General features: G+C 60.9%; 11 protein-coding genes and 2 pseudogenes. 7 read left to right on the forward strand and 6 right to left on the reverse strand.

The annotated features are described in order from the left end of the window. Positions 1-36 precede the first annotated feature (36 nt). From J3489_RS33020 to kce, 3 genes and pseudogenes are all read right to left on the reverse strand, one after another. Positions 37-1,047: a porin gene (locus J3489_RS33020; protein ID WP_207005023.1), complete on the reverse strand. Its 1,011-nt coding sequence runs from the start codon at positions 1,045-1,047 to the stop codon at positions 37-39. A 70-nt stretch (positions 1,048-1,117) separates the two neighbouring features. Further along, on the reverse strand, positions 1,118-1,888 hold the full coding sequence (locus J3489_RS33025) for a cyclase family protein (protein ID WP_207005024.1): 771 nt from the start codon (positions 1,886-1,888) through the stop codon (positions 1,118-1,120). Positions 1,889-1,930: 42 nt separating this feature from the next. Beyond that, positions 1,931-2,860 (reverse strand): annotated as a pseudogene (kce, locus tag J3489_RS33030) (3,5-dioxohexanoate:acetyl-CoA acetone transferase). Between the two features lie 390 nt (positions 2,861-3,250). Here kce and J3489_RS33035 point away from each other — a divergent pair. From J3489_RS33035 to J3489_RS33040, 3 genes and pseudogenes are all read left to right on the forward strand, one after another. Continuing rightward, a complete protein-coding gene (locus J3489_RS33035; protein WP_207005025.1) occupies positions 3,251-3,931 on the forward strand; it encodes a TetR/AcrR family transcriptional regulator in 681 nt (226 codons plus the stop codon). A gap of 1 nt (position 3,932) precedes the next feature. Continuing rightward, positions 3,933-4,067 (forward strand): annotated as a pseudogene (locus tag J3489_RS39090) (SOS response-associated peptidase family protein); the annotation flags it as partial. Between the two features lie 490 nt (positions 4,068-4,557). Next, entirely contained in the window at positions 4,558-4,698 is a 141-nt protein-coding gene (locus tag J3489_RS33040; RefSeq protein ID WP_207005026.1) for a hypothetical protein, read from the forward strand. A gap of 72 nt (positions 4,699-4,770) precedes the next feature. Here the strand turns inward: J3489_RS33040 and gyrB are convergent, their stop codons facing one another. The 3 genes from gyrB to dnaA all read right to left on the reverse strand — a co-directional run bounded on the left by gyrB (position 4,771) and on the right by dnaA (position 10,394). Then, on the reverse strand, positions 4,771-7,242 hold the full coding sequence (gyrB, locus tag J3489_RS33045; RefSeq protein WP_207005027.1) for a DNA topoisomerase (ATP-hydrolyzing) subunit B: 2,472 nt from the start codon (positions 7,240-7,242) through the stop codon (positions 4,771-4,773). 126 nt (positions 7,243-7,368) lie between these two features. Continuing rightward, positions 7,369-8,472 carry a DNA polymerase III subunit beta gene (gene dnaN / locus J3489_RS33050; protein WP_207005028.1) on the reverse strand — a complete coding sequence of 368 codons (1,104 nt, stop codon included), beginning with the start codon at positions 8,470-8,472 and terminating at the stop codon, positions 7,369-7,371. Positions 8,473-8,834: 362 nt separating this feature from the next. Next, positions 8,835-10,394, reverse strand: a complete 1,560-nt coding sequence (dnaA, locus tag J3489_RS33055) for a chromosomal replication initiator protein DnaA (RefSeq protein WP_242540500.1) — start codon at positions 10,392-10,394, stop codon at positions 8,835-8,837. Positions 10,395-10,814: 420 nt separating this feature from the next. Between dnaA and rpmH the strand changes: the two genes are divergently transcribed. From rpmH to yidC, 4 genes are all read left to right on the forward strand, one after another. Next, positions 10,815-10,949: a 50S ribosomal protein L34 gene (rpmH, locus tag J3489_RS33060; RefSeq protein WP_004198824.1), complete on the forward strand. Its 135-nt coding sequence runs from the start codon at positions 10,815-10,817 to the stop codon at positions 10,947-10,949. A 6-nt stretch (positions 10,950-10,955) separates the two neighbouring features. Further along, the gene (gene rnpA / locus J3489_RS33065) at positions 10,956-11,456 is read left to right on the forward strand and encodes a ribonuclease P protein component (protein WP_242540503.1); all 501 of its coding nucleotides are present in this window, start codon (positions 10,956-10,958) and stop codon (positions 11,454-11,456) included. 120 nt (positions 11,457-11,576) lie between these two features. Continuing rightward, positions 11,577-11,807: a membrane protein insertion efficiency factor YidD gene (gene yidD, locus J3489_RS33070; RefSeq protein WP_207005031.1), complete on the forward strand. Its 231-nt coding sequence runs from the start codon at positions 11,577-11,579 to the stop codon at positions 11,805-11,807. Between the two features lie 30 nt (positions 11,808-11,837). Further along, positions 11,838-13,508: a membrane protein insertase YidC gene (gene yidC / locus J3489_RS33075; RefSeq protein WP_207005032.1), complete on the forward strand. Its 1,671-nt coding sequence runs from the start codon at positions 11,838-11,840 to the stop codon at positions 13,506-13,508. Positions 13,509-13,684: the final 176 nt, after the last annotated feature.

Below are 13,684 nucleotides of genomic sequence, written 5' to 3' on the forward strand. Positions count from 1 at the left end.
ATTTAACCTCAAAGGTTGGGACTAAAAGTAACTTTTTCAGAAGCGGTGACGTAGTCCGACACCAAAGCTGTTGCCGGTGCCTGCGGTGCTGAGCTTGTCGTAGAGGTAGCTCACGTAGGTGTCGGTCCGCTTGGAGAGCAGATAGTCGTAAGTCAACCCGGCGGTGTCGCGGTGGCGGTCTCCCGCCGCAGCAGAAAGGTCCGTGCGGGCCCATGAGACAGCGACGCTGGATGTGCCGATTGGGATTGCGAAGCCGGCCTGCCAGGTGTTCGTGGAAACGCCCACTGGATAAGCAAGCGTATGGTCGAATGAGGCGGACAACGATACGTACTCGAACCTGTAGGTGCCGCCGAGGAAATATGCGTTCTGGTGCGTGATTGCCGTGGTAATGCCGGGCCCGTATCCCGTGCGTTGCGCGGCGGCCGAGGCATACAGTGGTCCCTGGTCGTAGACAATGGCCGCCAATGCATCGTGCGACCCTGTGCCTGGTATGCCGTATTGCAGCGTGAGCTTCGCGCCGAGAATCGATGGCGATTCGTACGAGACGGCACTGTCCCAACTGGTGTCCCCCGTCACTGCGCGACCGAAGTCGGCAATCCAGATCTGGACCATCAGGGGACTGAAGCGCGTGGAGCCGCCAATCGGATTGCTTCTGGCCGTGATGAAATACAGTGGGTTGATGAGCCGCCCGGCGCGAAATTCGCCCCACAGCCCGGAGAGTCCGACGTAGGTGTTTCGCGAATAGGTGTTGTCTCCTGCAAACCGGCCGGACTGGCCGGTATTCGTGAGCAGATAGCCCTCGATTGCGAAATTCGCGTGCAGACCGCCTCCCAGGTCTTCGGTGCCGCGGAAGCCGTAATACGATGTTGTCTGCCCGCCGCTCAGAAGCGCCTGACTGCTGCCGCTTGTCCCGCTCGGCTTGAACGAGCCGACCACGACGTCGAGAATCCCGTAGAGCTGCACGGAGGATTCCTGCGCCGTCGCGACGTCCGGGATATTGCTGCCAAGCAGTATGCCCGCGGATATAAATGTAGTTATCCTAAGCACTAGAAGGTCTCCTCTGCCGGTACTCTTGCCGGCTCAGGTCATGTCAACAGGTTGTTTTGGTCGGTTGGAGTTACTCCAGTATCGCCACAGCTCTGGTCCAGCCAGCCGATGCGGCACGGATTTTTACGGGGAAACAGGAAATCATGAAGCCCTTCGAGGGAAGCGCTTCGAGGTTGTGGAGTTTTTCGAGATGGCAGTACCCGATGTTGCGTCCGGCCTTGTGACCTTCCCAGATGAGACTGGCATCGCCTGTTTCAGCGTATTTCTCCGCCGTATGCACGAACGGCGCGTCCCAGCTCCATGCGTCGGTGCCCGTCAGACGAATGCCCTGCTGCAGTAGATACATCGTAGCCTCATACCCCATACCGCACCCTGCCGAGACGTAGTCGTCGCGGCCGTATCGTAAGCCGGCACGGGTGTTGATGATCACAATCTCAAGCGGACTCAGCGTGTGGCCAATCCGGTTGAGCTCGGCCTGCACGTCCCGGGCCGTGACGACGTAGCCGTCAGAGAAATGGCGGAAATCGAGCTTCACGGCAGGTCGGAAGCACCAGTCGAGCGGCACCTCGTCGATGGTGATTGCGCGCTCTCCATTGTTCATGGTCGAGTGGAAGTGATACGGCGCATCCAGGTGCGTCCCGTTGTGAGTGACGAGTTCGACCTTCTCTATCGACCAGGCCTCGCCGTCGGGCAGGTCTTCGGGAGTCAGTCCGGGGAAAAACGGCAGCATCTGCGCGAGCGAATCTCTGTGATTGAAGTACGAGATTTTTGGAGCGAGTGACGGCGGGTCGGAGACCACATCGTTTTCGAGGAAGATGGAAATGTCGATAAGACGCGGCATGGCATTGGGGACCAAAATTTAGAGGGGGCGATGAGGGTGCGATTAGAAGGCGACGGCGTCGGCACCCTTGAGTCCGAGCATCTGGCGCGCTTCGTCGGGTGTCGCAATCTCAAAGGACAGCTCCTCAAGAATCCGCTTTATCTTTCTCACCTGCTCGGCATTGGACTTTGCAACCTGGCCGCGGCTCAGATACAGGCTGTCTTCGAGGCCCACGCGAACGTTGCCGCCCATGATTGCGCCGTAAGTGAGCAATTGCATCTGATGCCGACCCGCGCCGAGAATGGACCACTGATAGTCGTTGCCAAAGAGACGGTTTGCGGTCTGCCGCATGTAGGTGACGTTGTCCGGGTCGGGACCAATGCCACCAAGGATGCCGAAGATGGTCTGGATGAAGAAAGGCGGCTTGATAAGGCCAGCGTCGACAAAATGCGCGAGGTTGTACAGGTGACCCACGTCGTAGCACTCGAACTCAAAGCGGGTGCCGCATCCTTCTCCCAGTTGTTTCAAGATGTGGGAGATGTCCCTGAAGGTGTTCCGGAAAATGGTGTCTTCGGTGCCCTCGACGTACGGCTTTTCCCACGCGTGATTCCATTGCTGGATTTTCGACGCAGCCGGGTGAATGGAGAAGTTCATCGACCCCATGTTGAGCGACGCCATCTCCGGTTGCGCCAGCAGCGGGGCAGCCAACCGCTCCTCAAGAGTCATCCTGGTGCTGCCGCCGGTGGTGATGTTGATGACCGCGTTCGTCGCCTCTTTAATGTGCGGAAGGAACTGCATAAAGATGCTCGGGTCGGCGGAGGGTCTTCCGTCGATGGGGTCCCGCGCATGCAGATGCAGAATCGATGCGCCTGCGGCCGCGGCTTCGATAGCCTGTCCTGCAATTTACGCCGGCGTCAGAGGCAAATAGGGGGACATGCTCGGCGTGTGGATTGCGCCGGTTACTGCGCACGTGACGATTACCTTGTTTCTCATGATGTTACCGATGACTAAAAGTAAAAATGAGGCAGCGATGCGCGATTGGGCTCACTTCACCTCCGGGTATAAATGGGGCGGCCCGCCGGGTCTTGCTGTGTCGGTTGATTCACGTTTTCTCCATAGCGAGCTGGATTCGCTTGCTCCTGGGAATAGCGGCGCGCAATGCCAATACAACAGATGGACCAGGGGCCTGCGCGCCCGACGCGGCATCGGATGTCGGGCTGCGTTGTTGCTGACTGTACGTACGTTCAGGATTTTGGCGAATCGGGACTTTCCCTGGTATCCAGCCTCCTGGCGCGGACCGCGTAAAATTGACTGTACGTTCGTTACGTTGATGGAGCCGTGCAGTACAATCGAAACGGTACTGAGAGCGAGGGAATGTAACTCATGGGTCAAGCGGTAATACGCGAAAACAGGCGAGCGCGTGGCAAGGCGGAAACGAAGCCGGAAATTGAAAAACGCGAGCGGGTAATTCTCGCGGCCGAGCGGCTGTTCGCTCGCGAGGGCTATCACGGCGTCTCGATGCGTGATATCGCGAAGGAAGCTGACGTGGGGCTTCCGCTCATCGTTTACCACTTCGAAACGAAGCTCAGCCTCTACAGGTCAATTTTCGCGTATCGCAAGGCGTTGTTCGAGGAGCGTTTGGCTCAGCTCGAACAAATTGTCGACTTCGAGCAGCCGGACGTCCTGCTGAGAATCGCGACAGCCTTTGTGGCGCCCATCGTGAGGAGCTATGCAACTCCAGAGGGCAAGGATTATGCGCAACTCGTCGTGAGGGAAGCGTCTGACCCGCAGGAGGAAACCCGCGGCATTATTGAGGAATACTACGACCCCATCGCCAAGGCGTACATTGCAGCGATGAAGCAGGCGCTGCCTGATGCATCGGAAGAGTATCTATGCTGGAGCTATCTGTTTGCGGTCGGCGCACTTGTCATGAGCGTGTTCGACCACCGCATCGGACGTCTTTCCGGTGGCGCATTTGGCAGCACTGACGTCACGACAAAAGCGAAGATGCTCGCAGCGTTTATTGCTGAGGGGATTCGAGGGGGCGCAAAAAGTTTCGAGTAAAAACCGGTGCATCGTCCCAATCAAGGAGCAGTGCATCGACGCTTGACTCAATCCCGAGCCAAAGGACCTCGCGGCGCAGTACGCAATACTTGGTGACAGGGACCGGCCTTATTACGAACATCGATTGGCTGCCTGACCGCTCGCAATTATCGGCTACTGACGAATGGACCTTTGGATTCAACCCTGCTCGCGGTGCGCTGACCTCTACGGGAAGCCCGCGGCCGAGCCTCCGCACCAGGACCTCACGCTCAACGACGCCGGCGCGGTGAAAGATGCGCGAGTAGAAGAGCACTACACCTGCGTTCGGTGCCGCGCGGTGTTTGCGCGGATTCTTGCCGGGCCACCGACGCGGCAGATTTGGATGCTGCTGAACGCCGGCCAGCATTGACGCAATGTTGGCGCACGCTCGGATGCGCCGGATTTGGCAGCGCCCCATGCCCGACGTCGATTTGGATTTGCTCGGCGCTCATCTCGTTAAACGTCTGGATTCGAGCGGGCAAACAGTCATCCCAAAGTTAGTCTCGTTGTAGTGGGTGCCGGAGATATGACTGCAGCAGTCCGGCGATGTTTTCCCGTCCCACGGGATTTGCGCTGTGCACGGAAAGTACGATGTCGCCGGGAATAAAATGGCCACCGGCGTCAAGGTCCATTTCTATCAGTCGCTTGACCACGGCCATGGCGGTATCGTCGCCACCGAGGTCTGGTCGAACGATATTTCGAACGGACAGCAGCGCGTCGACGAGTCGTCCATGAGCCCGCGCTATTAATAGAAAAGACCCATAAATTTCCCAACTTATGGGCCTCAGATTCTCAGGTTATGCGCCTATCTACAAACAACCTCAAACATCAATATTCCCCGCCCGCAGCGCATTAGACTCAATAAACGCGCGCCGAGGCTCCACGTCATCCCCCATCAGCGTCGTAAAGATCCCATCGGCCGCAATCGCATCCTCAATCTGCACGCGAAGCAACCGCCGCACGTTCGGATCCATCGTCGTCTCCCAAAGCTGTCCGGGGTTCATCTCGCCAAGCCCCTTATACCGCTGCTTGGAAACATTCCGCTCAGCATCCGCGATCAACCACCTCATCGCGCTCTTGAAATCGCCAACGGCCATACTGCGCTCGCCGCGCTTGATCAACGCGCCCGCGCCAATCAACCCCTTGAACGTATTAGCCGTATTCAAAAGCTGCTGATAATCGGCCGTCAACAAGAACTCTTCGTCGATGACAGAGACTTTCACGTTGCCGTGATGCCGCCGCTCAACACGCAAGGAACGCAGCTCACGCACCGCGTCGTACATCGGATACACGCTAACCTCAGGCTTCAACGGATCATTGCGCAGCGCCGCTTCCAAAGCCTTGGCCGAAGCCGCAGTCGTTGCCTCGCTCGACAAATCGATCGCCACGCCATCCATCACCGCTTCGAGCGAGTGCTCGTCATACAGGCGGCTCAACCGCTCCACCACAGCCTGTGCGAGCAAATACGACCGCGCCAGCTCACCCAACGCATCCCCGGCAATCGGCGCCGCCCCTTCGCTAGCCACGAGCTCCGAACCCTGCAGCGCCAACCGCAGCATATGCGCGTTCAACTCCGCCGAATCCTTCAAGTACCGCTCGTCCTTGCCCGCCTTGACCTTATAAAGCGGCGGCTGCGCGATATAGATGTAGCCGCGCTCGATCATCTCCGGCATCTGCCGATAGAAGAACGTCAGCAGCAGCGTCCGAATGTGCGCGCCGTCGACGTCCGCGTCGGTCATGATGATGATGCGGTGATAACGGAGCTTGTCGAGGTTGTAATCTTCCTTGCCGATCCCGCACCCGAGCGCGGTAATCAGCGTCACGATCTGCTCCGACGACAATAGCTTGTCGTACCGCGCCTTCTCGACGTTCAGCACCTTGCCGCGCAGCGGCAAAATCGCCTGAAACTTGCGATCGCGCCCTTGCTTGGCCGACCCGCCCGCCGAGTCGCCCTCGACGATATAAATCTCCGATTTCGCCGGATCCTTCTCCTGGCAATCCGCCAGCTTCCCAGGCAAGCCGACGCCATCCAGCACGCCCTTGCGCCGCGTCATCTCGCGCGCCTTGCGCGCCGCATCGCGCGCGCGCGCCGCGTCGACGATCTTCCCGCAGATGATCTTCGCGTCGTTCGGCGTCTCGAGCAGGAACTCCTCCAGCGCCTTCGCGACCACTTCCTCCAACGGCGCACGCACTTCCGACGACACCAGCTTGTCCTTCGTCTGCGAGCTGAACTTGGGCTCCGGCACCTTCACCGACAGCACGCAAGAAAGCCCTTCGCGCATGTCGTCGCCGGAAGTCTCGACCTTCGCCTTCTTCGCGATCTCGTGATCGGCGATGTACTTGTTGATGACGCGCGTCATCGCCGCGCGCAGGCCGGTCAGGTGCGTGCCGCCGTCGCGCTGCGGGATGTTGTTCGTGAAGCACAGCACGTTCTCGTTGTAGCTGTCGTTCCACTGCATCGCCACTTCGACGCCCACGCCTTCCTTCTCGCCGACGATGTGAAAAATCGTCGGATGCAGCACGGTCTTCGTCTTGTTGATGTACTCGACGAAGCCCTTCACGCCGCCGACAAACGCAAAATCGTCTTCCTTGCCCGTGCGCTGGTCGGTCAAACGAATCCGCACGCCGTTATTGAGAAACGACAGCTCGCGAATCCGCTTCGCGAGAATGTCGTAGTGGTATTCGACGGTGCCGAAAATCGTCTGATCGGCCATGAAATGCACTTCAGTGCCGCGGTTCTCAGTGTCGCCGACCACGAGCATCGGCGACGTTTGCCCGCCGTTCACTTCCTCGACCACGCGGTTCTGCACGACGCCGCGGTTGAACTCCATGAAGTGCTTCTTGCCATTGCGGCGCACGGTCAGGCGCAACCAGCTCGACAGCGCGTTCACGCACGACACGCCCACGCCGTGCAGGCCGCCCGACACCTTGTAGCTGTTCTGGTCGAACTTGCCGCCCGCGTGCAACTCGGTCATCACGATTTCGGCAGCGCTGCGCTTCGGATCGTGCTTGTCGTTGTCCTTGACGTCGGTCGGGATGCCGCGGCCGTTGTCGGCCACGGAGATGGAGTTGTCCGCGTGGATGATCACGTGGATGTCGTTGCAGTGCCCCGCGAGCGCTTCGTCGATGGAGTTGTCGAGCACTTCGAATACGAGGTGATGCAGGCCGGTGCCGTCCGACGTGTCGCCGATGTACATCCCCGGCCGCTTGCGCACGGCCTCCAGACCCTCGAGGATCTGAATGGACGAGGCGCCGTAGCTGTTGTCGGGTTGCGTATTTTGCTGTTCAGTCATGGGATTTTTCCGGTTCTGCATTCACTGCTGCGTTACTGCTCGGGACTTCTTTCAGGAATCGCGAAGGGCGCATAAAAACGCCAAAGGGGCGCTGCGCCCCTTGGTGTGTTCTTATTGTTGGCCGCGTCAGATGCGCATTGGCATCACCACATACTTGAACTCGTCGTTCTCGGGAATGGTGATCAGGGCGCTGGAGCTCGCGTCGCCGACGCTCACTTGCAGCATGTCGACCTTCAGGTTCGCGAGCACGTCGAGCAGATACGTGACGTTGAACCCCATGTCGACGGTGTCGCCCTGATAGGCGATTTCCAGTTCTTCCTGCGCTTCTTCCTGATCGGCGTTGGTCGACATGATCTTGAGCTGGCCGGGCTCCATGATGCAGCGCACGCCCTTGAACTTGTCGGACGTCAGAATCGCCGCGCGCTGCAGCGAGCGCTGCAGTTCGTCGCGGCCGATCAGGAACGTGTTCTTGTGCGACTTCGGGATCACGCGCTGGAAGTCGGGGAACTTGCCTTCGACGAGCTTCGACACCAGCTCGACCTGGCCGAACGTGAACTTGACCTGCGTCGGCGCGATGTCGATCTTCAGCGTGTCGTCGATGTCTTCGAGCAGGCGCTGCAGCTCGAGAATCGTCTTGCGCGGAATGATCACTTCCTGGCGGGGGAAGTCGCCGTCGATCTTCATCGACGAGTACGCGAGCCGGTGGCCGTCGGTCGCGACCGCCATCAGCGTGCTGCCGTCGACCACCAGCAGCATCCCGTTCAGGTAATAGCGGATGTCCTGCTGCGCCATCGCGAAGTGAACCATGCCGAGCAACTGGCGGAAAGTCTTCTGCGGAACCGACAGGTTCGCGCCGAAGTCCTTGGCTTGAGCTACGGTCGGGAACTCGTCTGCGGCAAGCGTCTGAAGGGCAAAGCGGCTCTTGCCGGATTGCACGGTCAGGCGTTTATCGGAGAGGGTCAGGCTCACCTGGCCATCGGGCATCGCGCGCAGAATATCGAGCAGCTTGCGCGCCGCCACCGTGGTGGCGACCGATTCGCCGCCGACGCCGAAATCGGCGCGGGTGGTGATCTGAAGTTCGAGGTCCGTGGACAAGAACGACACATCGGGGCCGTTCTTGGTGATCAGCAGATTGGCGAGGATCGGCAACGTGTGGCGGCGTTCGACTATGCCGCTTACGGTTTGCAGCGGCCTAAGGAGGTTATCTCGTTCGGTCTTGACCAGTTGCATAGGGTTCCTTCGTTGATGTGACGGCCTGCGCGCCTCGCTCGGCAGCTTTGGTGACTTCCTGCTGGGTCCTGCTTGGTCCTTTTTACGTGCGGCGCCGGCGCCCCCGCCCACGCACCGTTTACGTCTCGCCGCTTTCGTTTCGCGCTCGTCCAGCCCCTCATCCAACCGCTCAGTTAGCCGGCCAGCCGGATTTGTCTGGAGAATCGCGAAACCCGCCCGCGGCCGCCGGGCGGTTAAACCTATATTGTGCCTGAAAACGGAACCGCTCCATTAAGATCGGGTCGTTTTGCGAAACAAACAGATGTCCAAATGCCCTTTTTTGGGCGGCGGGGATCCGGCGACCGGCTTCCAGCCGCCGGCACTCAGCCCTTCAACGTTTGCTCGAGCACGTGCAACTCGTGATTCAACTGCGCGTCCTTGCTGCGTTCGTCGGCGATCTTGCGCACCGCGTGCAGCACGGTGGTGTGGTCGCGCCCGCCGAACAGCTCGCCGATCTCCGGCAGGCTCTTCTGCGTCAACTCCTTCGCGAGATACATCGCGATCTGCCGCGGCCGCGCGATGTTCGCCGGACGCTTCTTCGAATACATGTCGGCGACCTTGATGTTGTAAAAGTCGGCGACCGTCTTCTGAATGTTTTCGACCGAAATCTGCCGGTTCTGAACCGTCAGCAGATCTTTGAGCGCTTCTTTGGTCAGCTCGATCGAGATCTCGCGGCCGTGGAACTTCGAGTACGCGAGGATCTTGCGCAGCGCGCCTTCGAGCTCGCGCACGTTCGAGCGCAGGTGCTTCGCGACGAAGAACGCGACGTCCTCCGACAGGCTCACGCCCTCCGACGCCGCCTTGCGCATCAGAATCGCGACGCGCATCTCCAGCTCGGGCGGCTCGATCGCGACCGTCAGGCCGGAGTCGAAACGCGAGATCAGGCGATCGTCGATGCCCGAGATTTCCTTCGGGTAGGTATCGCTCGTGATGATCACCTGCGCCTTGTTCGCGACGAGCGCCTCGAACGCGTAGAAGAATTCCTCTTGCGTGCGCGACTTGCCGGAGAAGAACTGGATATCGTCGATGAGCAGCAGGTCGAGCGAGTGGTAGTAGCGCTTGAAATCGTCGAACGCCTTGCGCTGGTACGCCTTCACGACGTCGGACACGTATTGTTCCGCATGGATGTAGCGAATCCGCGCGCCCGCCTTGTCCATCAGCAACTGGTTGCCGATCGCGTGGATCAGGTGCGTCTTGCCGAGGCCCACCCCGCCGTACAGGAAGAGCGGGTTGTATGAGACGCCGGGGTTGTCGGCGACCTGGATCGCCGCCGCGCGCGCGAGCTGGTTCGCCTTGCCGGTGACGAAGTTGTCGAACGTCAGCACCGGGTTGAGCTTCGAGCGCTCGTACATCGAGTCGGATTCGGCGCTGCCCGGCGCGTTGCCGGAACCCGGGCGCCACGTGCGGCGCCCGGCAGCGGCTTCGTTCGCGTCGAGGCTCGGGAGGTCGAGGTCGGCGGCATCGTCGGCCGCGCTCCCGCCGCCGATCTTTTGCGCCCGGGCGGCCTGCACTGCGCTGACGGCGGCATCGACCGCCGCCGCGCCCGTGCGGCTCACGATCGCGGACGCCGGCGAGCGCGGCACGCCGGCAGGCGGCGCAGACGCGCTCGATGCGCCAACCGGCCCGCGCATGCCGGCTTTCGGATCGAGAACAAACTGGACTTCGACCGGCGCCTGCCAGAAATCGCGGGCCATATCGGAGATGCGGCCGGAAAACTGGCTCTTGACCCAGTCGAGTTTGAAGCGGTTCGGCGCGGCGATGGACAAAGTGTTCGCGGCGGCGTCGAAGGCGACCGGGGCCAACGGTTTGATCCACGTCACGTACTGCTGGGGCGTCAACTCACGCTCCAGCAGTGCGGAACAGTGTTGCCAGAATTCGTTCATCAAGGTGCTATCGTTTTTTAGTGCACGACTGCCCGCCGCCGCTTCTGTCGCGCGTGCGCAACAGGACCCTGAACGGCAATGCGGACACGCTCCGGAGGCCTGTGCGGCAAGGGTTTGCGGCGGACAAGCGGGCCGAAGCGGCGTGCTGGATTCTTTGGATAAGGCGAGATTCTACCGCCAAAAACGTGTGCCAAGTAAGTTATCCACAGGGCCGGATCAGCAGCTCGACCGCCGCGTGACACCCTGCGCGACACCTTTTCGTAAGCCTGGCGAGCCTGTGGACCGCTGCCCTAAAGTATTGACGGCCAAGAGAAAACCAGTTTAAATAACGGGTTCCGCGAAAGCGAAAACCAATTTTGAACCTCGGGCCATTGCACTCGGCAGTGCGCGTGCGGACCATCTCAATCAAGTGAGAGCAACATGAAACGTACTTACCAACCTTCCGTGACGCGCCGCAAACGCACCCATGGCTTCCGTGTGCGCATGAAGACCGCCGGCGGCCGCAAAGTGATCAACGCTCGCCGCGCGAAGGGCCGCAAGCGCCTCGCCATCTAAGGCAAGCTGCGCGCCGTGTCCGCCGCCTGCGGCAACGCGGGGGCCGGCAATGCGCCGCAGGGCTCGGTTCCGTTGCGAGCGCAAGCCGCCTTCCCCAAAGCCGCGAGGCTTCTGAAAACGGATGAATTTTCATCCGTTTTTCGTTTGCGCCCTTGGCGGCGGTCGGCGCACTTCGTGGTCTATGCCCGGCCGACGGGCAACGAAGCACGGCTCGGGCTCGTGATCGGCAAGAAGTACGCGCCGCGCGCAGCCACGCGCAACCTGGTGAGGCGCATCGCGCGCGAAGCGTTTCGCACGCGCCGCGCCGATTTCGGCGGCTGGGACGTTTTGGTGCGGCTGCATACGCGCTTCGACAAGAAGGCGCTGCCGAGCGCCGCGTCGGTGTCGCTGAAGGCGTTGTGCCGCAGCGAGATCGATGAGCTGCTCGGCAAGGCGGCGCGGGAAATCGCCAAGCGCCAGGCCGTGCCGCCCGCCGGTGCGGCAACGGGAGCGAGCGCGATGGATTGACGGTCCCAGCGCCGCCGCATTCGCCCGATGCGCGCGGTTCCGGGACAGGCTGGCCGGAGATTGCCGACGGCCAGCTCGATTGCTTGTAGCGGAGGGGCGGCGCGCCACGCCGCCATTGCCATGCGAACGGTACTGCTAGCGTTACTGCGCTTCTACAAGATTGCCCTGAGCCCCATGCTCGGCGACCGCTGCCGCTTTTACCCTTCTTGTTCTGAATACGCGCGCGAAGCAATCCAGTATCATGGCGCCGCGCGCGGGACTTACCTCGCCGCCCGGCGCCTTTGCCGCTGTCATCCGTTTTCCGCGGGTGGGATCGATCTCGTGCCGCCCCCTACCTCTGAAAAGCGCTGAAGCGCCGCTCCATCGATACTGAGACAACGCATGGATATCAAACGCACCGTCCTATGGGTGATCTTCTTCATGTCAGCGGTCATGTTGTTCGACAACTGGCAACGCGACCATGGACGTCCGTCGATGTTCTTCCCGAACACCACGCATACGCAGACTGCGGCCGGCGCGGCATCGGGAACGACACCCGGCACGCAAGCCTCCGATCTGCAGACGGCAAGCGCCGCGGCCGCCGCTGCCGCGCCCGGCACGGCGCCGCAGCAGGCGCCCCAGGCGGCGCAACTGATCCGCTTCAGCACCGACGTCTATGACGGCGAGATCGATACGCGCGGCGGCACGCTGTCGAAGCTGACGCTCACCAAGCGCGGCGGCGCGAACCAGCCGGATCTGAACATCACGCTGTTCGACCACACGGCCGATCACACGTATCTGGCGCGAACCGGCTTGATCGGCGGCGATTTCCCGAATCACGACGACATCTTCACGCCGGTCGCAGGCCCCCGCACGCTGACCGACGACCAGAAGACGCTCGCGCTCAGCTTCGAATCGCCGGTCAAGGGCGGCGTGAAGGTCGTGAAGACCTACACCTTCACGCGCGGCAGCTACGTGATCGGCGTGAATACGAAGATCGAGAACGTCGGCACGACGCCCGTCACGCCGACCGCCTACATGGAACTCGTGCGCGACAGCCAGCCGGTGGAAACGCCGCGCTTCTCGCACACGTTCATCGGGCCGGCCGTCTACACGAGCGAGCACCACTTCCAGAAGCTCACGTTCAGCGATGTCGACAAGAACAAGCAGGACTACGCGACCTCGGCGAACAACGGCTGGATCGCGATGGTGCAGCATTACTTCGCGTCGGCGTGGATTCCGCAGGAAGGCGCGCAGCGCAGCATCTACGTGCAGAAGATCGATCCGAACCTGTACCGCGTCGGCGTCCAGCAGCCGCTGAAGACGATCGCCCCGGGCCAGTCGGAAGACGTCAACGCACGCCTCTTCGCCGGTCCGGAAGAAGAGCGCATGCTGGAAGGCATTGCGCCGGGCCTCGAACTGGTGAAGGACTACGGCTGGGTCACGATCATCGCGAAGCCGCTCTTCTGGCTGCTCGAGAAGATTCATACGTACGTCGGCAACTGGGGCTGGTCGATCGTCCTGCTCACGCTCTTGATCAAGGCGGTGTTCTTCCCGCTGTCTGCGGCGAGCTACAAGTCGATGGCGCGCATGAAGGAAATCACGCCGCGCATGCAGGCGCTGCGCGAACGCCTCAAGAGCGATCCGCAGAAGATGAATTCCGCGCTGATGGAGCTGTACAAGACCGAGAAGGTCAACCCGTTCGGCGGCTGTCTGCCGGTCGTCGTGCAGATTCCGGTGTTCATCTCGCTGTACTGGGTGCTGCTGTCGTCGGTGGAAATGCGCGGCGCGCCGTGGATTCTGTGGATTCAGGACTTGTCGCAGCAAGACCCGTTCTTCATCCTGCCGGTGCTGATGGCCGTGTCGATGTTCGTGCAGACGCGCCTGAACCCGACGCCGCCGGACCCCGTGCAAGCCAAGATGATGATGTTCATGCCGATTGCGTTCTCGGTCATGTTCTTCTTCTTCCCGGCGGGCCTCGTGCTGTACTACGTCGTGAACAATGTGCTGTCGATCGCCCAGCAGTACTACATCACGCGGATGATGGGCACGGCGAAGAAGAAGCCGGCCTGACACGACGGCCGTTGCCGGCGGGTAGACGGTGGGCCGTCTGCCTGCTGCAACGGTTTCGCGTAGCAACAAATAAAAGAAACCGCCCGGTTTTCGCCCCAGTCCTTCACTTGGCGTGTTGATGAAGGTGCTGTAGTTCTCTAAGATGCCCCGTGAGTCATGGACTTCCGGGGCATCGT

This window comes from Trinickia mobilis (assembly GCF_017315705.1).
GTDB classification, from domain to species: domain Bacteria; phylum Pseudomonadota; class Gammaproteobacteria; order Burkholderiales; family Burkholderiaceae; genus Trinickia_A; species Trinickia_A mobilis.